At 64.3% G+C, this 19,779-nt stretch carries 15 protein-coding genes; 9 read left to right on the top strand and 6 right to left on the bottom strand.

Annotated features, from left to right (window positions below; genetic code table 11):
- Positions 1-38 precede the first annotated feature (38 nt).
- From EYV96_RS03125 to EYV96_RS03115, 3 genes are read right to left on the bottom strand one after another with little or no spacing between them, the layout of a single operon-like run.
- Complete coding sequence (locus tag EYV96_RS03125) at positions 39-761, bottom strand: phosphoadenylyl-sulfate reductase (RefSeq protein WP_131150044.1); 723 nt, start codon at positions 759-761, stop codon at positions 39-41.
- Positions 758-2,437, bottom strand: coding sequence for an assimilatory sulfite reductase (NADPH) hemoprotein subunit (gene cysI / locus EYV96_RS03120; protein WP_131150043.1), 1,680 nt, complete (start codon positions 2,435-2,437; stop codon positions 758-760). Before cysI ends, EYV96_RS03125 begins: the two co-directional genes overlap by 4 nt.
- Complete coding sequence (locus EYV96_RS03115; protein WP_131150042.1) at positions 2,437-4,224, bottom strand: assimilatory sulfite reductase (NADPH) flavoprotein subunit; 1,788 nt, start codon at positions 4,222-4,224, stop codon at positions 2,437-2,439. Before EYV96_RS03115 ends, cysI begins: the two co-directional genes overlap by 1 nt.
- A 169-nt stretch (positions 4,225-4,393) precedes the next feature.
- On the opposite strand from EYV96_RS03115, the gene EYV96_RS03110 reads away from it, so the two are divergent.
- The 8 genes from EYV96_RS03110 (at position 4,394) to pilH (ending at position 14,765) form a co-directional block, all read left to right on the top strand.
- Complete coding sequence (locus EYV96_RS03110; RefSeq protein WP_131150041.1) at positions 4,394-5,593, top strand: cupin domain-containing protein; 1,200 nt, start codon at positions 4,394-4,396, stop codon at positions 5,591-5,593.
- Complete coding sequence (locus tag EYV96_RS03105; protein ID WP_131150040.1) at positions 5,590-6,537, top strand: GNAT family N-acetyltransferase; 948 nt, start codon at positions 5,590-5,592, stop codon at positions 6,535-6,537. Before EYV96_RS03110 ends, EYV96_RS03105 begins: the two co-directional genes overlap by 4 nt.
- A gap of 284 nt (positions 6,538-6,821) precedes the next feature.
- Positions 6,822-9,665 (top strand): 2-oxoglutarate dehydrogenase E1 component, encoded by a 2,844-nt coding sequence (locus tag EYV96_RS03100; protein ID WP_131150039.1) that lies wholly within the window; start codon positions 6,822-6,824, stop codon positions 9,663-9,665.
- 17 nt (positions 9,666-9,682) lie between these two features.
- Positions 9,683-10,894: a 2-oxoglutarate dehydrogenase complex dihydrolipoyllysine-residue succinyltransferase gene (gene odhB / locus EYV96_RS03095; RefSeq protein ID WP_131150038.1), complete on the top strand. Its 1,212-nt coding sequence runs from the start codon at positions 9,683-9,685 to the stop codon at positions 10,892-10,894.
- A gap of 126 nt (positions 10,895-11,020) precedes the next feature.
- On the top strand, positions 11,021-12,460 hold the full coding sequence (gene lpdA / locus EYV96_RS03090) for a dihydrolipoyl dehydrogenase (RefSeq protein WP_131150037.1): 1,440 nt from the start codon (positions 11,021-11,023) through the stop codon (positions 12,458-12,460).
- Positions 12,461-12,621: 161 nt separating this feature from the next.
- Complete coding sequence (locus tag EYV96_RS03085; protein WP_131150036.1) at positions 12,622-13,218, top strand: LOG family protein; 597 nt, start codon at positions 12,622-12,624, stop codon at positions 13,216-13,218.
- A gap of 38 nt (positions 13,219-13,256) precedes the next feature.
- On the top strand, positions 13,257-14,258 hold the full coding sequence (locus EYV96_RS03080) for an oxidoreductase (protein ID WP_131150035.1): 1,002 nt from the start codon (positions 13,257-13,259) through the stop codon (positions 14,256-14,258).
- A gap of 141 nt (positions 14,259-14,399) precedes the next feature.
- The gene (pilH, locus tag EYV96_RS03075; RefSeq protein WP_131150034.1) at positions 14,400-14,765 is read left to right on the top strand and encodes a twitching motility response regulator PilH; all 366 of its coding nucleotides are present in this window, start codon (positions 14,400-14,402) and stop codon (positions 14,763-14,765) included.
- A 115-nt stretch (positions 14,766-14,880) separates the two neighbouring features.
- On the opposite strand, the gene EYV96_RS03070 is transcribed toward pilH, so the two are convergent.
- Both EYV96_RS03070 and EYV96_RS03065 read right to left on the bottom strand, forming a co-directional pair.
- Positions 14,881-15,780, bottom strand: a complete 900-nt coding sequence (locus EYV96_RS03070; protein WP_131150033.1) for a DnaJ C-terminal domain-containing protein — start codon at positions 15,778-15,780, stop codon at positions 14,881-14,883.
- Positions 15,781-15,872: 92 nt separating this feature from the next.
- Positions 15,873-16,307, bottom strand: a complete 435-nt coding sequence (locus tag EYV96_RS03065) for an Hsp20/alpha crystallin family protein (RefSeq protein WP_131150032.1) — start codon at positions 16,305-16,307, stop codon at positions 15,873-15,875.
- A gap of 139 nt (positions 16,308-16,446) precedes the next feature.
- Here EYV96_RS03065 and EYV96_RS03060 point away from each other — a divergent pair, with 139 nt between their 5' ends.
- Positions 16,447-16,929, top strand: a complete 483-nt coding sequence (locus EYV96_RS03060) for a peroxiredoxin (RefSeq protein WP_131150031.1) — start codon at positions 16,447-16,449, stop codon at positions 16,927-16,929.
- A 165-nt stretch (positions 16,930-17,094) separates the two neighbouring features.
- Here the strand turns inward: EYV96_RS03060 and gyrA are convergent, their stop codons facing one another.
- Positions 17,095-19,743, bottom strand: coding sequence for a DNA gyrase subunit A (gene gyrA, locus EYV96_RS03055; RefSeq protein ID WP_131150030.1), 2,649 nt, complete (start codon positions 19,741-19,743; stop codon positions 17,095-17,097).
- Positions 19,744-19,779: the final 36 nt, after the last annotated feature.

The following is a 19,779-nucleotide window of genomic DNA, read 5'->3' as shown; positions in this document are numbered from 1 at the left end:
GGGCTTTCTTGTGGTCGATCGGGGTGGCAGTGGCAGCTTCAAACGCGATCGTGCAGCCCGCATTCGCGTTTGAGGCCGAAGAAGCGTGTTTCCTGCGGGTCCATGCCGGGCTCCCAGCGCCGCGTCGTGTGCGTGTCGCCGATGGAGAGATAGCCCTGGTGCCACAGGGGGTGATACGGAAGGCGATGCCGCTGCAGATAGAGGCCGACATCGCGGTCGGTCCAGTCAGCAATCGGATGGAACTTCCAGCGCGCGCCGCGTCGTTCGATGAAGTCGATGCGGGCACGGGAATCGGACTGTCCGCGCCGCAGGCCGGCGAACCAGGTCTGGATACCCAACTCGCCCAGCGCACGGCGCATGGGCTCGACCTTGCGCAGTTGGTTGTAGCGATCGATGCCTTCCACGCCTTCTTCCCAAAGCGCGCCGTGGCGGGCCTCCATCCAGGCCGGACTGACCGTCTCGCTGAAGACGCGCAAGTTCAGGTCGAGCCGGCCCGACAGCTCATCGATAAAGCGATACGTCTCGGGAAACAGGTACCCCGTATCGATCAGGATGACGGGAACATGGGGTCTTAGTTGATTCAACAGATGGAGGGAGACCGCCGCCTGCGCCCCGAAGCTGGACGTGAGCGCGTGGCCACCGGGCGCATGCTCCAGCGCCCAGCCCACGCGCTCTTCGGCGGTTCGCGCACCCAACCACGCATTGAGCGCCATCAGGGCCCGTTCATCGTGCAGCGCTTTATCCAGCGTTGCGCGGTTCATGCGCCCACCTCCGCCGGGTGCGCAACGTCAAACACACGCGAGCGCAGCAGGAAGTCGCCGAAGTGCTCGCCCGCGCCACGCTCACTGGCATATCGCGCCAGCAGCGGATCCAGCGCGGCAAGGATGGCCTCTTCGTCGATGTTTTCGCGATAGATGCGATTGAGGCGCTGCCCGCTGAAGTCGGCGGCCAGTCGAAGGTCGTAGCGACCTGGCCCGCGCCCTACCAGGGCGATTTCACCCAGGTAGGGACGCGAACAGCCATTGGGGCAACCGGAGAGCCTAAGCAGGATGGGCGCGTCGGTTAGCCCGTGCGCACCAAGCAAGCCCTCGACGCGACCAAGGAACGTCGGCAGATAACGCTCGGCCTCGGCCATCGCCAGCCCGCACGTCGGAAGGGCAACGCAGGCGACGGCATGACGGCGGATGGCGGAACCACGGAGGTACGCGTCGAGGCGGTACTCGTGCACTAATGCATCGATGCGCTGTCGATCATCGGCACGCACGTTGGCAACAATAACGTTCTGGTTGCAGGTCAGGCGAAAGTCGCCCGTGTGCACCCTGGCAATCTCGCGCAAGCCCGTGAGCCAGCGGTGCGGGCCGTTGTCGGCCAGGCGACCGGCTTCGATCTGCAGCGTCAAATGCCACAGACCATCAGAGCCTTCGATCCAGCCATAGCGATCGCCGTTGTGATCGAAATGTGCGCCGCGAGCCGGCGCGAGCGCGAAGCCAAGGCGCGCCTCGATCTCATCGACGAAAGCATCGACGCCACGATGATCCAGGGTGTATTTCAGGCGCGCGTGCTTGCGCTCCTTGCGATTGCCCCAGTCGCGCTGCACGGACACGATGGCTTCTGCCGTCGCAAGCAACTGATCCGGTGTCACGAAGCCGACGACGCTGGCCAATCGGGGATACGTGGTCGCGTCGCCATGCGTTGCTCCCATGCCACCACCGACGGCGACGTCGAAGCCCTCCAGACGCCCCTGGTCGACGATGGCAATCAAGCCGAGATCCTGGGCGAACACGTCGATGTCGTTGAGTGGCGGAATCGCCAGGCCGATCTTGAACTTGCGCGGCAGGTAGGTCTGTCCGTACAGCGGCTCGACCTCCGGCTCCTCGATCAGGGGCTCGCCGTCCAGCCATATCTCGTGATACGCCCGCGTGGTTGGCGCCAGATCATCGGAAAGACGGGCCGCCCAGGCATAGGCCTCGGCGTGCGCTTCCGACTGCACCGGATTGGGCGTGCTCACGACGTTGCGTACCACGTCGCCGCAGGCGGCAATGGTGGATGCCAGCGCGTCATGGATGGCGGAGATCGTGGGCTTCAGGCGTTCCTTGATGATGCCGTGCCACTGGAATGTCTGGCGCGTCGTGATGCGCAAGCTGCCGCTGGCATATTCACGTGCAAGGCGATCGAACTCCAGCCATTGCGCCGGCGATACCACGCCGCCTGGCAGCCGCGCGCGCAGCATGAAACTGTAGGCTGGCTCCAGCTTCTGCCTGCGCCGCTCCTCGCGCAGGTCGCGATCGTCCTGCTGATAGCTGCCATGGAACTTGAGCAGCTTTCCATCGTCGTCACTGATCGATCCCGTCAACAGATCGCGCAAGCCTTCGGCAATGGTGCCGCGAAGGTGACGGCTTTTCGCCTTGATCTGTTCGATATCCGGATGGCTGCTCATCAGTACACGTCCCGGGCGTAGCGCCCTTCCTTCATCAACTGGGAAAGCCAAGCCGCGGCCGACTCCGCGTCCAGCCCTCCGTGTGTCACGGCCATGTCGATCAGCGCGCCATGGACATCGGGCGCCATGTGCGTGGCATCACCACAGACGTACAGATGCGCGCCGTCGCGCAGCCATGCATAGAGATCGGCACCGTGATCGCGCATGCGGTGTTGCACGTAAACCTTGCTGGCGGTGTCGCGCGAGAACGCCACATCGAGTCGCGTGAGCGTGCCGTTGCGTAGGGCGTCGAGCCATTCCGACTGGTAAAGGAAGTCCTGCGCACGGTGCCTGTTGCCGAAGATCAGCCACTGCCGACCTCGCGCGGCACGCACCCGGCGCTCCTGCACGAAACCGCGATACGGCGCGACACCTGTGCCCGCGCCGATCATGATGATGTCGCGCGATTCGTCGCGCGGCAGGTGGAAGCGCTCGTTGGGCTCCACGTAGACGGGTACGCGCGCGTCGCCGTCGTGCGCGGCGAGATACGCGCTGGCAGCGCCCACGCGTCGTTCCTGCTCGAACAGGTAATCGACCACGCCAACCGTCAGATGCACTTCTTCGCCCACCTCGCTGGCCGACGAAGCAATGGAGTAGAGGCGGGGCGTCAGGGGGCGCAATGCACCGACCAGTGATTCGGCGTCCCACGCACCGGGGTAGCGCCGCAGCAGATCGAGCGGTTGCCAGGTGGAGAGGACGTTGGCCAGATCCGCCTTGCGGGACGGGCTCAGCCACGCCACCAGTTCTTCGCTGTGGCTCGCCGTGGCATGCGAAGCGATGAAGCCGCGCGACAGGCGCGTGATTTCCTTCTCATGGGTCAGCGCTTCGATCAGGGGGATCGAGCGATGGTTCACGGTGACCGGTTCGTCGCCATGCAGATGGAGCGCATCCAGCCATGCCCGCACCACGGCAGGCGGATTGACGGGGCGGATCCCCAACGCATCGCCCGGCTCGTAGCGCAACCCCGACCCTTCAAGCGACAGCTCGATATGCCGCACGTCGCGGTCGCTGTCCCGCGAGACGATGCGCTGGTTGTCGAGCACGGCCGCCGCATAAGGGCGCTCGGGTGTCCAGGCGACTTCGGCGACAGCCGGCGCAACGAGTGCGATGCGTGGCGATGTCGCGCCAAGGGCGTCGCGTGCGCGCTGGACGCCACGCTCCAGCCAGGGAGCGGCGACGGCGGCCACGTCGACATCCGCCTCCCCGCGATTGAGCAACCGGTGGGCGCCCAAAGCTGCGAGTCGGTCATCGACCTGCTGGCCCACGGCGCAGAAGTGCGGATAGCTGGAGTCCCCCAGGCCCAGCACACCGAACTTCAGCGACGTCAGGCGCGGCGCCCGCCGTCCCAGCAGGAACTCGATGAAGGCACGGGCGTCGTCCGGTGGCTCGCCTTCGCCCTGGGTGCTGATGACGACATAGAGCACGCGCTCCTGGGCGAGCTCACGGGTGGCGTAGCTGTCGGTGCGCACCAGCCGGACAGCCAGGCCCGAGCGTTCCAGCTCCGCCCGAAGTTGCTCGGCGACGCGACGGGCATTGCCGGTCTGGCTGCCGTAAAGCACCGTGACGCGCTCGTGCGTCGCCACGGGACTCGTGCGCAGGCCAGGCCCCTGCACCGCCAGCTCGGCACTGCGTGCCGCCACCCAGTACAACTGATGGGGCTCAAGCCCCCGCAGCAGCGCATCCAGGGCAGAGAGCGTCTCGCCCGGCAGGGGCGAAGCGACAGCGGGAGCGACCACTACGGCATTCACGCGACGTCCTTTTGGCCATCTATACGGCTAGAAGGCCACACCCTAGGACGACCACGCCGCCGGATGGAAAGGACGAGTCGCCATGAACACATGCCTCCCCATTATTTCCGTGTTAAGCAGATGGCCTGAGCCAGGCCCGTGAACCCCCTGCTGCGCTTACAATGGAGGAATGACCAAGACCCCCAGCCTCCCTATCGAAGTCCGCGGCTCGGCCCGCCAGCCCCTCGGCATGACCCCGGCCGCCTTCCTGCGCGACTACTGGCAAAAGCGTCCTCTGCTGGTACGCAACGCCTTCCCCGGCTTCGTCACGCCGATCGAGCCCAATGACCTGGCCGGCCTGGCCTGCGAGGAATCGGCGCTCTCCCGCCTCATCAAGCACGACGAGCGCCGCGACCGCTGGGTCGTGAAGACCGGCCCGCTGACCGAAGACGACTTCGCCCACACCGGGGACGCCAACTGGACCCTGCTGGTCCAGGACGTCGACAAGTGGGACGCCGACGTGGCCGCCCTGCTGGAGTCATTCCAGTTCCTGCCGAGCTGGCGCCTGGACGACATCATGATTTCGTACGCGGAGCCGGGCGGCGGCGTAGGCGCCCATGTCGACCAGTACGACGTGTTCCTGATCCAGGGCCTGGGCCAGCGCCACTGGGGCATCAGCGACGACCCGAAGGCGCCGACTGACTTCCGCGACGACGTGGAACTGAAGCAACTCAAGCACTTCGAGCCCACTCATGAGTGGCTGCTTGAACCGGGCGACATGCTTTACCTGCCCCCGGGCGTCCCGCATGACGGCGTGGCGTTTGGTGGCCCCTGCATGACCTTCTCGGTGGGCATGCGCGCGCCCTCGCGGGCCGAACTCACTGGTGACCTGGCCGATTATCTGGCTGAGCGACTCCCCGATGAGTTGCGCTACGCCGACCCGGACCTCAAGCCCGTCAAGCACACCGGCGAAATCGACAAGGCCTCCCTGGGCCGCCTGCGCTCGGCCCTGCCCTTTGCTGCCGGGCTGGACGACGCGACCCTGCAAGACTGGTTCGGACGTTTCATTACACGCTATCGCACGGCTCAGATCCCGGCCCTGCCCGACAAGCCCCTGACCGAAGCAGGCCTGGCAAAGCTGATCGACGGCGGTGCCATCTGGCTCCGCCACCCCTGGGCCCGTATGGCCTGGGCGGCGAACGGCAAGGACAAGGCCGTGCTCTACGTCAGCGGTCACGCCTACCCGACCACCGCGGCGCTGGCTCTGCGCCTCTGCGAACAGCGCGAATTCGGTTTGGGCAAGAAGCCCACGGCGGCCGAGCGCAGCCTGATCCTGGCGCTTGCCAACGACGGCCACCTGATTGCGCAAAAGCCGGGCCGCCGTCGATGAAACTGCAGGACTTCCATCTGGCACCTGCCTCCTGGTCGCGTGAAGGCGACCAGGAAGCGCTGCGCGATATCCGCATGGAAGTCTTCGTGGTTGAGCAAAGCGTGCCCGAATCTCTGGAATGGGATGAACTGGACGCCGACTCGGTCCATGTCCTGGCCCGGGACGACGCCGGGCGCCCCATCGCCTGCGGCCGGCTGACGCCTCTCAAGAAAATCGGCCGCATGGCCGTGCGCCAGGACTGGCGAGGCAGCGGAGTCGGCCGGGCCATCCTGCGGGAACTCGTGGCCCGCGCGAGGTCGCAAGGCCTGGACGAGGTGCGCCTGGACGCGCAGGTCGCCGCCATCGGTTTCTATGAGCGCGAAGGGTTCGAGGCTTACGGCGGCGTCTTCGACGATGCGGGCATTCCCCATCGGGGGATGCGGCTGGCATTGGCCGGAGCGGTCGATAGTGTCCCTCCTGCCATGACGCCTTCGTCCGCCTTCGGCACGCGCGCGGAACTGACCGACGCACGCGTTGCCAACCTGCAGGGCGCGCGACACACCCTATGTATGTATCAGCCGTTGCTCGATGGCGAAGCTTTTGCGACCCCGGCCGAGATCGATGCCCTGCGCCAGCTCGCCACATCCGGTCGCGGCGCATCAATCCGTCTGCTGATCCATGGCCCGGATGCCGCCTTGCGCGACGGGCACCGCCTGATCGGTCTCGCTCAGCGCCTGCCCAGCGTGATCCAGGTGCGCACGCCCGTGGAGGAGCTGGACCTCGCCTATGGCTCGGCCTATCTGCTCAATGACCAGGGCGGTTTCGTGTTCCAGCCGGAGGCCAACCGTCCCATCGGACGCACGGCCGCTGGCGATCGCGCGGGTCAGGCACCCCTGCTTCGCCACTTCGAACAGGTTTGGGAGCGGGCCGCCCGGGCCACGGTTTTGCAGCCGCTGGATCTTTGACGCCGCGCCACGGACACGTCACATCGCTGCCCGACTCGACTGCCAACTGAACGACTGCTCACGCGTCGTTTACATCGCAGATTGATCAAAAATTCGACAAACCCCTGATCTACGACGATGGTCGGTACCCGGCTGGTCGAATTTTCCTACTTTGACCCCATCTAAAAGCGGCGCCCCGGGTTGCCGCGTCGCAGCACCCCGGGGCTATAATTAACGAGATTTTTTCCAGCCATCCTCCCTGGTCGTCGGGTGGCTGCAAGCCTCCCTTCCTCACCGGTGGTGACGTGAGCACTAATCTGATTCGCGAGTTCTTCGATTCTTCCCAACTCGCCGGCGGCAACGCCGATTATGTCGAGCAGCAGTACGAGTCCTGGCTGGCCGACCCTTCGTCGGTTCCTGCCGAATGGAATCAATACTTCGAGACCTTCAAGGGCCGCGAGGCGGGCGATGTCCCCCATTCCGCGGCCATTGCGCGTATCGAGGCCGCACAAAAGCAGCGATTCGCCGCTGCCACCGCTGCCGGCCCCGTCGATGACGCGCACGCCCGCAAACAGGCTGGCGTCCTGCGTATCCTCACCGCGTACCGTTCGCGCGGCCACCTGGCTGCCGACCTCGATCCGCTGGGTCTGAGCGAAAAGCTCCCCGCGCCGGATCTGGGCCTGGCCTTCCACGGCCTCAGCGACGCCGACCTCGACACTGAGTTCGACTGCGGCAACTACGCCGGTGGCGGTCAGCGCCTGAAGCTGCGCGAGCTCCTGGCCCGCCTCAAGAAGGTGTATGCGAACACGCTCGGCGTGGAGTTCATGCACATCTCCAACCACGAGCAGCGCAACTGGATCTACACGCGCCTCGAGCAGGCCAACGGCAGCGCGGGCCTGGACAAGGCCGGCAAGCAGCGCGTGCTGGCCGAACTCACGGCCGCGGAAGGCCTTGAGCGCTACCTGCATACCAAGTACGTCGGCCAGAAGCGTTTCTCGCTGGAAGGCGGCGACAGCCTGATTCCGATGGTCGACGACGTGGTCCGCGCCGCGGGCGACAACGGCGTCAAGGAACTGGTCATCGGCATGGCCCACCGTGGCCGCCTCAACATGCTCGTGAACATCCTCGGCAAGCCGCCGAAGACCCTGTTCAACGAGTTTGAGGGCAAGTTCGACCATCCGGATGACCCGGCCCACTCGGGCGACGTGAAGTACCACATGGGCTTCTCCGCCGACGTCAAGACGCCCAACGGCGGCGTGCACGTGGCGCTGGCCTTCAACCCGTCGCACCTGGAAATCGTCAACCCGGTGGTGGCCGGGTCGGTGCATTCGCGCCAGACCCGTCGCCGCGACACGGAACGCAAGCAGTCCATGGCCGTGCTGGTGCACGGTGACGCCGCCCTCGCGGGCCAGGGCGTCAACATGGAGTTGTTCAACATGTCGCAGGCGCGCGGTTTCAAGACCGGCGGCAGCCTGCACATCGTGGTGAACAACCAGGTGGGCTTCACCACCTCCAATCCGCAGGACGCCCGTTCCACGCTGTACTGCACCGACCTGGCCAAGATGGTCAACGCGCCGGTCTTCCACGTGAATGGCGACGATCCGGAAGCCGTCATCCAGGCCACGCGCCTGGCGTACGACTTCCGCAAGCAGTTCCGCAAGGACGTCGTGCTGGACCTGGTGTGCTATCGCCGCCACGGCCATAACGAAGCCGACGAACCGTCGGCGACGCAGCCGGTGATGTACCAGATCATCCGCGCCCGCCCGACCACGCGCGACCTGTACGCGCAGCAGATGGTCAAGGAAGGCGTGATCGCCGACGGCGACGGCCAGAAGATGCTCGACGAGTACCGTTCGCGCCTGGAAGCTGGCGCGTCGATGACCGAGCTGACCACCGCGCTGGTCAAGGACATCGAGGTCGACTGGAACCGTTTCATGGGCGGCAAGCTGTCCATGGCCACGGACACCGGCGTGCCGAAGGCCAAGCTGGTCGAGCTGGCCAACAAGATCCTTGATCTGCCCAAGGACATTACGCTGCAGTCGCGCGTGTCCAAGATCTACGACGATCGCCGCAAGATGGCCGCAGGCGAACAGCCGGGTGACTGGGGTTTCGCCGAAAACCTCGCCTACGCCACGCTGATCGACGAGAACTACAACCTGCGCCTGGTCGGCCAGGACGTCGGTCGCGGCACGTTCTTCCATCGTCATGCCGTGCTGCATGACCAGAAGGACGGCCACACCTTCATGCCGCTCACCAGCGTGCGCGCCTCGGCCGACGTGGAAGTGATCGACTCGCTGCTAAGCGAAGAAGCCGTCATGGCCTTCGAATACGGCAGCTCGACCACCGATCCGTTCACCCTGCACATCTGGGAAGGCCAGTTCGGCGACTTCGCCAACGGTGCCCAGGTGGTGATCGATCAGTTCATCAGCTCCGGCGAAGCGAAGTGGAACCGCTTGTGCGGCCTGGCGCTGTTCCTGCCGCACGGCTACGAAGGCCAGGGCCCGGAGCATTCCTCCGCCCGCCTAGAACGCTTCCTGCAGCTGTGCGCGCTGGACAACATGCAGGTCTGCGTGCCCACCACGCCGGCCCAGGCGTATCACATGATCCGCCGCCAAATGGTGCGCCCGGTGCGCAAGCCGCTGATCGTGATGACGCCCAAGTCGCTGCTGCGCCACAAGCTGGCGGTGTCGACGCTGGACGAGCTGGCCACGGGCAGCTTCCAGCTGGTGATCGGCGAGCATCGCGACCTGCCGGCCAAGAAGGTCAAGCGCGTCGTGCTGTGCTCGGGCAAGGTCTATTACGACCTGCTGGAAGAGTCGGAGAAGCGTGGCATCAACGACGTCGCCATCGTGCGCGTCGAGCAGCTGTATCCGTTCCCGCGTCCGCAGGTCACGGCCGAACTGGAAAAGTATCCTTCCGCCAAGGAAGTGATCTGGTGCCAGGAAGAGCCGATGAACCAGGGCGCGTGGTTCCAGATCCGTCATCACCTGCAGGCGTGCATCAACGCCAAGCAGAGCCTGTCGTACGCTGGTCGCGCGCGCTCGCCCGCCCCGGCTGCCGGCCATCTCAATACTCATGTCGCTGAACAGGCGGCGCTCGTCGAGCAGGCGCTGGTCGCGCCGATCGGCACCGACCACGCTGCGGAATAAGGTCCGAAGGAAACCACATGTCCATCGAAGTCAAAGTCCCCGTCCTGCCCGAGTCGGTTTCCGACGCCACCATCGCCACCTGGCACAAAAAGGCTGGCGAGGCCGTCAAGCGTGATGAAAACCTGGTCGACCTCGAAACCGACAAGGTCGTGCTCGAAGTGCCGGCTCCGGTCGATGGCGTCCTGAAGGAAATCAAGTTCCAGTCGGGCGACACCGTGACCAGCCAGCAGGTCATCGCCGTGATCGAGGAAGGCGCCGTGGCTGCTGCACCGGCTCCGGCCGCTGCTGCGCCGGCCGCTGCCCCGGCTGCTGCCGCCGAAGCCCCGAAGGCTGCCGGCAAGGGCACCGAAGACCTCTCGCCGGCCGGCCTGCGCGTGGCCACCGAGCAGAACATCGACCCGTCCAAGGTGGCCGGTACCGGTCGCGACGGCCGCGTCACCAAGGAAGACCTGGTCAATTACGGCAAGGGTGGCGCCCCGGCCGCGGCTCCTGCTGCCGCAGCTCCGGCGGTCAAGCCGACCCCGGGCTCGCGTCCGGAAGAGCGCGTGCCGATGACCCGCATCCGCGCCCGCATCGCCGAACGCCTGATGCAGTCGAAGAACTCCATCGCCATGCTCACCTCGTTCAACGAAGTGAACCTGGCCGAAGTGGTCAAGATGCGTAAGGCCCTGGGCGAGTCGTTCGAGAAGGCCAATGGCGTCAAGCTGGGCTTCATGAGCTTCTTCGTGAAGGCGGCTGCCGAGGCGCTGAAGCGCCACCCGGTCGTCAACGCCTCGGTCGACGGCAACGACATCGTCTATCACGGCTACCAGGACATCTCGATTGCGGTCTCGACCGACAAGGGCCTGGTGACCCCCGTCCTGCGCAGCGTGCAGGACATGTCCTTCGCCGACGTCGAGCGCGGCATCGTCGATTACGCCAAGAAGGCGCGTGACGGCAAGCTGGGCCTGGACGATCTGCAGGGCGGCACCTTCACCATCACCAACGGCGGCACCTTCGGTTCGCTGCTGTCGACCCCGATCGTGAACCCGCCGCAGAGCGCCATCCTTGGCATGCATGCCATCAAGGAACGCGCCATCGTCGAGAACGGCCAGGTCATCGCCGCGCCCATGATGTATCTGGCGTTGAGCTACGACCACCGCATCATCGACGGCAAGGACGCGGTGCTCTTCCTGGTCGATATCAAGAACCAGCTCGAGAACCCGCAGCGCATGCTGCTCGGCATCTAATGGCCGAAGGGGTGCGTCACGCGCGCGCCCCGGTCGACGGGAAGTGGCTTGCAATGGCCCTTCCCGCCCACCATCTAGCATTCGTATCCGATTTTTCTCACGTTTTCCGATTTCCTGGGAATGCACATGTCTGACAACTTCGACGTCATCGTCATCGGCGCCGGCCCTGCCGGTTACGTGGCCGCGATCCGCGCCGCGCAGCTGGGCCTGAAGACCGCCTGTATCGACGCCTTCACCGGCAAGGACGGCAAGCAGGCGCTTGGCGGTACCTGCCTCAACGTGGGCTGCATTCCGTCCAAGGCGCTGCTGGATTCGTCCAAGCAGTTCCACAACCTGACCCACAACTTCGCGGTCCACGGCATCAGCGCCGACAACCCGAAGATCGACGTTGCGACGTTCATTGGCCGCAAGGACAAGATCGTCAAGCAGTTCACCGGCGGCATCGGTCAGCTGTTCAAGGCCAACAAGGTCACCGCCTACTACGGCACCGGCAAGCTGCTCGGCGGCAAGGCCGGCGAAGCCAAGTCGGTGGAAATCACCGGCAATGACGGCAACAAGCAGACCATCACCGCAACCAATGTCATCCTCGCTTCGGGCTCCGTGCCGATCGAGCTGCCGTTCGCCAAGTTCGACGGCAAGTTCATCGTCGACAACGCTGGCGCGCTCGATTTCGCCGACGTGCCGAAGCGCCTGGGCGTGATCGGTGCCGGCGTGATCGGCCTGGAGCTGGGCAGCGTGTGGAACCGCCTGGGTGCGGATGTCACCATTCTCGAAGCGCTGCCGGACTTCCTGTCCGTGGCCGACGCCGACGTCGCCAAGATCGCCTTCAAGGAATTCGGCAAGCAGGGCCTGGCCATCAAGCTCGGCGCCAAGCTGACCAAGGCCGAGGTGAAGAAGAACGAAGTCGCCCTGACGTACGAAGACAAGGACGGCAGCCACGAGCTCACCGTCGACAAGCTGCTGGTCGCTGTGGGCCGTCGCGCCTTCACCGCCGGTCTGCTGGCCGACGACTCGGGCGTGAAGCTCGACGAGCGCGGTCGCATCGTTGTCGACGCGCACAACCACACCGGCGTCGACGGTGTGTGGGCCATCGGTGACGCCGTGCGCGGCCCGATGCTCGCGCACAAGGGTTCCGAAGAAGGCGTGGCCGTGGCCGAGTGGATCGCCGGCAAGGCCGGTCACATCAACTACGACACCATTCCGTGGGTGATCTATACCGAACCGGAAATCGCCTGGGCCGGCAAGACCGAGAAGGAACTGAAGGACGCCGGTATCCCGTACAAGGTCGGCACCTTCCCGTTCGCCGCCATCGGCCGCGCCGTGGCCATGAACGAGGCCATTGGCCAGGTGAAGATGCTTGCCCATGCCGACACCGATCGCCTGCTTGGCGTGCACATGGTGGGCCCGGGCGTGTCCGAGCTGATCGCCGAAGCCGTCGTCACGATGGAGTTCAAGGGCTCCGCCGAAGACCTCGCCCGCATCGTCCATGCGCACCCGACGCTGTCGGAAGCCGTGCACGAAGCCGCGCTGTCGGTCGACAAGCGCGCGATCCACAAGGGCAACTAAGCCCTTGTAGATCCACTCAGCGGTCCGCTCGTGGCGACATGGGCGGACCGTTTTGTTTTGGGCCACACCGATGCAAAACCTTGCGGGCGCCAAGCCCGCGCCATCACGACTTCGTCAGCTGCCCGCCAACGCTCCCTTCCTCTCATTCCATTCAAACTCTCATGCCCCAAGTCACTGCACTTTGCGTCTACTGCGGCTCAAGCTCCGGCCGCCATCCCGAATACGTCGAACAAGCGCGCGCCTTCGGTACTGAAATGGCGCGACGTGGCATCACCCTGGTCTATGGCGGCGGCAAAGTCGGCTTGATGGGAACGGTGGCTGATGCCGTGCTCGAGGCCGGCGGCAAGGTTGTCGGGGTGATCCCGCGCCAGCTGGTGGAGCGCGAAGTAGCTCATCCGGGCCTCACGGAAATGCATGTGGTGGAAACCATGCATCAGCGCAAGACGCGCATGTTCGAACTATCGGACGCCTTCGTCGCCCTGCCCGGTGGCTTTGGCACCATGGACGAAATGTTCGAAATGCTGACGTGGGCGCAGTTGGGCCTGCACCAGTACCCCTGCGCCTTCTTCGATTCGCGCGGCTACTACCGCCAACTGCGTACGATGATGGATCACATGGTGCAGGAGAGCTTCGTGCGCGCCGAACAGCGCGATGCCATCTGGTTCGGCGATGACATGGCGGCCCTGTTCGACTGGATGTCTACGTACACGAGCACGTACATACCGAAGTGGATCGACAGCAGCGTCGTGGACGCCTGAGTCGCCCTGCGTTTGCCTTTCGCTTTCAGGACATCTCCATGAGTACGAATTTCCGCGCCTTCCGCATCCACAACGACGACGCCGGCTATCGCGGCCAGATCGAGTCGATGTCTGCCGATGCACTGAGTGCCGGCGAAATCCTGGTGAAGGTCGCTTACTCGTCGATCAACTACAAAGACGCCCTTGCCGGCACCGGCAAAGGCAAGATCCTTCGCCAGTACCCCCTGAATGGCGGTATTGATGCCGCCGGCATCGTGGCTGCTTCGACGGATCCCTCGTTCAAGGAGGGCGACCCGGTGCTGTGCACCGGTAGCGGTCTGTCGGAGACTCGTGATGGTGGCCTGGCCGAGTACGCGCGATTCGATGCGAAGTGGACCATTCCGCTGCCGAAAGGTCTCAACCTGCGCGAGAGCATGATCATCGGCACGGCGGGCTTCACGGCAGGCCTCGCATTGTTGCGCATGGAAGACAATCGCCAGACGCCTTCCATGGGTCCGCTGGCCGTCACAGGAGCCACGGGCGGCGTCGGCATGCTGGCGATCGACATCTTCAGTCGCGCCGGCTACGACGTGCACGCAATCAGCGGCAAGCAAGCGCATTTCGATTTCCTGCGCGACCTCGGCGCAGTCGAATGCATCGATCGCCATCAGCTTGTCTTCAGCGGCAAGCCCATGGACTCGGCGCGCTTCGCCGGTGCCCTGGACAACGTCGGCGGTGCCACTCTGGCAGGCCTGCTTCCGCTGATCGTGCCCTATGGCAATGTCGCCATCTGCGGCAATGCCGGTGGCATCGGCTTCGAAAGCACCGTCATGCCCTTCATCATCCGTGGCGTCAGCCTGCTGGGCGTCGCCTCGGCCGGTACGGCCCGTGACGTCCGTGATCGCGTCTGGGAGCGCCTGTCGTCCGACTGGAAGCCGCGCCATCTCGACCGGATCGCCACCCGTGAAGTCACGCTCGACCAGTTGCCCGACATCTTCGGGCGCATGCTGGCCGGCGAGTCCTTTGGCCGAACGGTCGTGCGCCTGGGCGACGAGAAATAATCACCAAAATGCGGGCCACGCCCGGCTTGTGAACGAAAGTCGCGCACATCGCGCGAGAAAACGCTATAACCTGAACCGACTTGGAAGCGCCGCCCCCGCGGCATAGAATCCAGCACGAAACTACAAGGGGACTTCCACCTTATGGCACGCATCCTGATTGTCGACGATTCGCCGTCGCAGTTGCTTGGCATCAAGCGCATCGTCGAGAAACTGGGGCACGAAGCCCTGACTGCCGAGGATGGCGCCGCTGGTGTCGAAGCAGCAAGAAAGGAACTTCCCGACCTCATCCTGATGGACGTGGTCATGCCGAACCTCAACGGCTTCCAGGCCACCCGCACGATCAGCAAGGATGCCGCCACGGCGCATATTCCGGTCGTGCTGGTCACCACCAAGGACCAGGAAACCGACAAGGTCTGGGGCTTGCGCCAGGGCGCGAAAGCTTACGTGACCAAGCCGATCAAGGAAGAGGAACTGGTGGAAACGCTCAAGGGATTGTTGCCGGCCTGAGCCCTCGCCTTCATGCATGCAAGAAAAAAGCGCCCCCGGGGCGCTTTTTTCTTGTCCGCAAGCCGCTTAACGATCGATCTTCACACTCTGCGGGAAGGGTTATCACCTCCCGGCCTTACGGTTTGCGTGGATCGAACCCGTCAAACGCCTTCGCGAGCGCGTCGTAGGCCGCCTTCTGTGCGTCGCTGTCGGCCGTCGGCGTTCGAATCGACAGCTCGACCAGCTGATCCCCCGGATGGGCGCCCGGCATGCCGCGCCCTTTCAGGCGCAACTTGCGGCCGGACTGCGAGCCGGCGGGAATTCGCAGGTCAACCGTGCCTGCCAGGGTCGGGACGGGAACGCTGGCCCCCAGGGCCGCCTCCCAGGGCGTGATCGGCAAGACATGGATGACGTTGCGACCGTCAAGACGAAAACGGGCGTCGTCGTGGATACCGATCTCGAGCAACAGGTCGCCATTCGGTCCGCCATGGCGCCCGGGATGTCCCTGCCCGGCGAGGCGAATCACCTGGCCAGGCTGGATGCCGGCGGGGATCTTCACCTCCAGTACGCGTTCGTTCCCATTGCCATCGTGCAGGGCAAGTCGAGTCTTGCCGCCGTCGAAGGCCGTCTGCAGATCAATCTGGACGTGGGCCTGGACGTCTCCGCCGCGATGGGCGCGAGGCGCGCCACGGGCGCCACCACCGGCGCGACCAAAGAGGCTCTCGAAAAAGTCGCTGAAATCGCCGCCGCCTTCGCCGAAGTCAAAGTTGTGTGATTGTCCCCAGCCCGGAGGCGGTCGGAACTGTTCGCCACCGCGGTAGCCACCGGCGCGAAGTTCGTCATAGGCGCGTCGCTTTTCGGTATCGCGCAGGACTTCATTGGCCTCGTTGATGGCCTTGAATTTGTCTTCGGCGCCCGCGTCCTTGTTTTTGTCAGGATGGTACTTGCGGGCCAGCTTTCGGTACGCCGCCTTGATCTCGGCTTCCGTCGCTTCGGGCTTCACGCCCAGTATTTCGTAATAGTCTTTGAATTCCACCGCCACTCCCCGGCACTTTTTTCATGCAACGCCGACGGCCCACCCGGATCGTGATCCGCGGCGGGCCGCCTCGCAACACCAGACGCTGGCGCTTAATGCGTGGTGTTGATGGTAATGCGCCGCGGGGCGCTTTCCGCACGCTTGGGAATCGCAACCTCCAGCACGCCATGCTTGCCGCTGGCGCTGATGCCCTCGGCATCCACGCTGTCCGGCAGCGCGAACCGGCGCAGGAACGGGCCGTGCGCTCGCTCCTTGCGGGTGAAGCGACCAGCCTGCTCGTCCGCCACAACGGCGCGTTCACCCTTGATGGTGAGCACGCCCTTGTCCATGCTGATCTCAATCTGCGCCGGATCGATACCCGGAATATCGGCCACGATCAGGAAACGCTGGTCGTCCTCGCGGATGTCAACGCGCGGCGACCACTGGCTGGCCTGGGCGGCAGCATCGTCAGCGGCCAGGAATCGGTCGAACACCTGGCGTACGTCGCCAAGCGGAGTGTTGATCCAGGAATAGCGTCCCAGGGTCATACGGATTGCCTCGTCAATAGGGTGCGGTGCCATCACCGCCTGATCCCTAGATAGGTACGGGGCCTTGCGATTCAAGGCGACACCAAGCGGCCTCCGGGTTTAGCATCCGTCCGCTTACCTTCCTTTTAGAGTTGTGATCATGAGCCTTCAGACCGGCCAGTCCCTTCCCGACGTCGAAATCAAAGTGATTGCCGACGGCGCCATCGAGACCCGTCATTCGGGCGAGCTGTTCGCCGGCCGCAAGGTCGTGCTGTTTGCCGTGCCCGGCGCATTCACCCCTACATGCTCAAACAAACACCTTCCCGGGTACGTCAATCATTTCGCCGAGTTCCAGAAGCGCGGCATCGATGTGATGTGCCTGGCCGTCAACGATGCCTTCGTGATGCAGGCCTGGGCACAGAACCAGCATGTACCGCCGGCCATGATGATGCTCGCCGATGGCAACGCGAGTTTCACCAGCGCGCTTGGACTGGAATTGGATGGCACGGCCTATGGCATGGGCATTCGTTCGCGCCGTTTCGCGATGTATGTTGTGAACGGCGTGGTCGAGCAATTGCATGTCGAAGCCCCCGGCGAGTTCCGTGCATCGAGTGCGGAATCCATGCTCGATGCCGTGGCCTGATCCATTCGTCGACGCGATACGCGGGTCGCCCGCCATGCATCGTTGCGTGGCGCTCAATCCATTTTCACTTGCGTTGGAGCGTCATCGTGGTGGTGACGCCACGCGATCATCGAGGTCAAAAAAAAGCCCGGCAATGCCGGGCTTTTTCTCACGCGTTGAACACGATCATTCTTCGGACGGTGCGTCCGTGGCGTCACTCGCCACGCTGCCTTCGCCCTCGGCGGCCGGTGCTTCCGACGTCGAACCCTCAGGCGACACGACCTCGCCACCCTCGCCCTCTTCACCGCTGTCTTCCTCGGCATCAAGGCGAACCACGCCCACCAGCGCTTCATCCGCCGGCAGCTTGATCAGGGTGACACCCTGGGTGTTGCGGCTCAGCTGAGAGATTTCCGCAACACGGGTACGCACCAGCGTGCCCTGGTTGGAGATCAGCATCAGTTCGTGGGCTTCAGTGACCTGCACGGCCGACACTAGCGGGCCATTGCGCTCGGAGCACTGGATGCCGATCACGCCTTGGGTGCCACGACCCTTCTTCGGGAACTCGTCGAGTGCCGTGCGCTTGCCGTAGCCACGCTCGGTCGCCGTGAGGATGTCGCCTTCGCGAGCCACGATCAGCGACACGACTTCGGCCTCCTCGCCCAGCTTCATGCCACGCACGCCGGTGGCGGTGCGACCCATGGAGCGGACTTCACCTTCGTCGAAGCGGACGGTCTTGCCGTTGGAAGCAAACATCAGCACATCGCTGTTACCGTCGGTGAGTTCGACGCCGATGAGCGCGTCGCCTTCATCCAGGGAGATGGCAATCTTGCCGCGCTGCAGCTGGAACGCGAACTCCGTCAGCGGCGTCTTCTTCACCGTGCCGTGCCTGGTGGCGAAGAACACGAAGCGATCTTCCGAGTACTCCCGAATCGGCAGCACCGCCTGGACCTTCTCGCCCTCGCTTAGCGGCAACAGATTGACCATCGGCTTGCCGCGGGCGTTCGGGCCCGCTTCCGGCATCTGGTAGACCTTGATCCAGTACACGCGACCGGTGCTGGTGAAGGTCAGCAGCGTGTCATGAGTGTTGACCACCCACAGCTGCTCGACGAAATCCTCGTCCTTCAGCGCCGACGCCGAACGACCCTTGCCGCCACGACGCTGCGCACGATAGGTGCTGGCCGGCTGGCGCTTGACGTAACCGGTGTGCGACAGCGTGACCACGACGTCTTCCGGCGCGATCAGATCGAGGACGTTGAGGTCTTCCTGCGAATGCTGGATCTCGGTACGACGCGCATCACCGAACTCGGTACGCACGGCTTCGAGCTCCTCGCGGATCACGGCCAGCAAGCGCTCCGGATCTTCCAGAATCTCGATGAGGCCACGAATGACCTCAAGGATTTCGCGGTACTCGTCGGACAGCTTTTCCTGCTCCAGACCGGTGAGGCGGTGCAGGCGCATCGCCAGGATTTCCTGGGCCTGGCTTTCGGACAGCTGGTAACCGTCGGCCTTGAGGCCGGCGCGCGGGTCCATGTCTTCCGGACGCGTCGATTCGGCACCGGCGGCGGCAAGCAGCGCCGACACCGAACCCGGGCTCCACTTGCGGGCCAGCATGCGCTCGCGCGCTTCGGCCGGCGAGGCCGAGGTGCGGATCAGCTCGATCATCTCATCGATGTTCGCCAGCGCGACCGTGAGGCCTTCGAGGATATGCGCGCGATTGCGAGCCTTGCGCAGTTCGAAGATGGTGCGGCGGGTAACGACTTCGCGACGATGGCGAATGAAGGCCTCGAGGATTTCCTTGAGGTTCAGCAGACGCGGCTGGCCGTCAAGCAGCGCGACCATGTTGATGCCGAACGTCACCTGCATCTGGGTCTGCTGGAACAAGTTATTGAGCACCACGTCGCCCATCGCATCGCGACGGATTTCGATGACGATGCGCATGCCGTCCTTGTCGGACTCATCACGCAGTTCGCTGATGCCCTCGAGCTTCTTCTCCTTCACCAGCTCGGCGATCTTCTCGATCAGGCGAGCCTTGTTCACCTGATACGGGATCTCGGTGACGATGATGGTTTCGCGGCCGTTGGATTCGGTTTCCACCTCGGCCTTGGCGCGCACGAGGATGCGGCCGCGACCGGTGCGGTATGCCTCGACGATGCCCGACGAGCCGTTGATGATGCCGTAGGTCGGGAAATCCGGACCCGGAATGTGCTGCATCAGGTCATCGATGCTGAGCGACGGATCGTCGATCAGGGCGATGGTGGCGGCGATGACTTCGTTGAGGTTGTGCGGCGGCACGTTGGTGGCCATGCCCACGGCAATGCCGGCCGAGCCGTTCACCAGGAGGCTGGGCACGCGGGTGGGCAGCACCAGCGGCTCGTGCTCGCTTTCGTCGTAGTTGGGACCGAAGTCGACGGTTTCCTTGTCGATGTCAGCCAGCAACTCGTGCGTGAGGCGCGACATGCGCACTTCGGTGTATCGCATGGCAGCGGCGTTGTCGCCGTCGACCGAACCGAAGTTACCCTGGCCATCCACCAGCATGTAACGCAGCGAGAACGGCTGGGCCATGCGGACGATCGCGTCGTAAACCGATGCGTCACCGTGCGGGTGGTATTTACCGATGACGTCACCGACCACGCGGGCCGACTTCTTGTATGGCTTGTTCCAGGCATTGCCCAGTTCATTCATCGCGAACAACACGCGACGATGCACCGGCTTCAAGCCATCGCGCACATCGGGGAGGGCGCGACCCACGATCACGCTCATGGCGTAATCGAGGTAGCTCTGACGCATCTCGTCTTCGATGTTGACGCGAATGACTTCTTTGGCGAGTTCTGCCATCAATCGGCTTCCCTGATGAAGATAAAAGACCCCTCG

Origin of the sequence: Dyella terrae (genome assembly GCF_004322705.1) — a bacterium.
GTDB lineage: Bacteria > Pseudomonadota > Gammaproteobacteria > Xanthomonadales > Rhodanobacteraceae > Dyella_D > Dyella_D terrae.
This window is presented reverse-complemented; position numbering and strand designations above follow the sequence as displayed.

What these genes read in the sequence shown, in the direction of transcription:
- EYV96_RS03125 (WP_131150044.1), bottom strand. Translation starts at nt 761, where the DNA reads ATGAACCGCGCAACGCTGGATAAAGCGCTGCACGATGAACGGGCCCTG.
- cysI (WP_131150043.1), bottom strand. Translation starts at nt 2,437, where the DNA reads ATGAGCAGCCATCCGGATATCGAACAGATCAAGGCGAAAAGCCGTCAC.
- EYV96_RS03110 (WP_131150041.1), top strand. Translation starts at nt 4,394, where the DNA reads ATGACCAAGACCCCCAGCCTCCCTATCGAAGTCCGCGGCTCGGCCCGC.
- EYV96_RS03105 (WP_131150040.1), top strand. Translation starts at nt 5,590, where the DNA reads ATGAAACTGCAGGACTTCCATCTGGCACCTGCCTCCTGGTCGCGTGAA.
- odhB (WP_131150038.1), top strand. Translation starts at nt 9,683, where the DNA reads ATGTCCATCGAAGTCAAAGTCCCCGTCCTGCCCGAGTCGGTTTCCGAC.
- lpdA (WP_131150037.1), top strand. Translation starts at nt 11,021, where the DNA reads ATGTCTGACAACTTCGACGTCATCGTCATCGGCGCCGGCCCTGCCGGT.
- EYV96_RS03085 (WP_131150036.1), top strand. Translation starts at nt 12,622, where the DNA reads ATGCCCCAAGTCACTGCACTTTGCGTCTACTGCGGCTCAAGCTCCGGC.
- EYV96_RS03080 (WP_131150035.1), top strand. Translation starts at nt 13,257, where the DNA reads ATGAGTACGAATTTCCGCGCCTTCCGCATCCACAACGACGACGCCGGC.
- pilH (WP_131150034.1), top strand. Translation starts at nt 14,400, where the DNA reads ATGGCACGCATCCTGATTGTCGACGATTCGCCGTCGCAGTTGCTTGGC.
- EYV96_RS03065 (WP_131150032.1), bottom strand. Translation starts at nt 16,307, where the DNA reads ATGACCCTGGGACGCTATTCCTGGATCAACACTCCGCTTGGCGACGTA.
- EYV96_RS03060 (WP_131150031.1), top strand. Translation starts at nt 16,447, where the DNA reads ATGAGCCTTCAGACCGGCCAGTCCCTTCCCGACGTCGAAATCAAAGTG.
- gyrA (WP_131150030.1), bottom strand. Translation starts at nt 19,743, where the DNA reads ATGGCAGAACTCGCCAAAGAAGTCATTCGCGTCAACATCGAAGACGAG.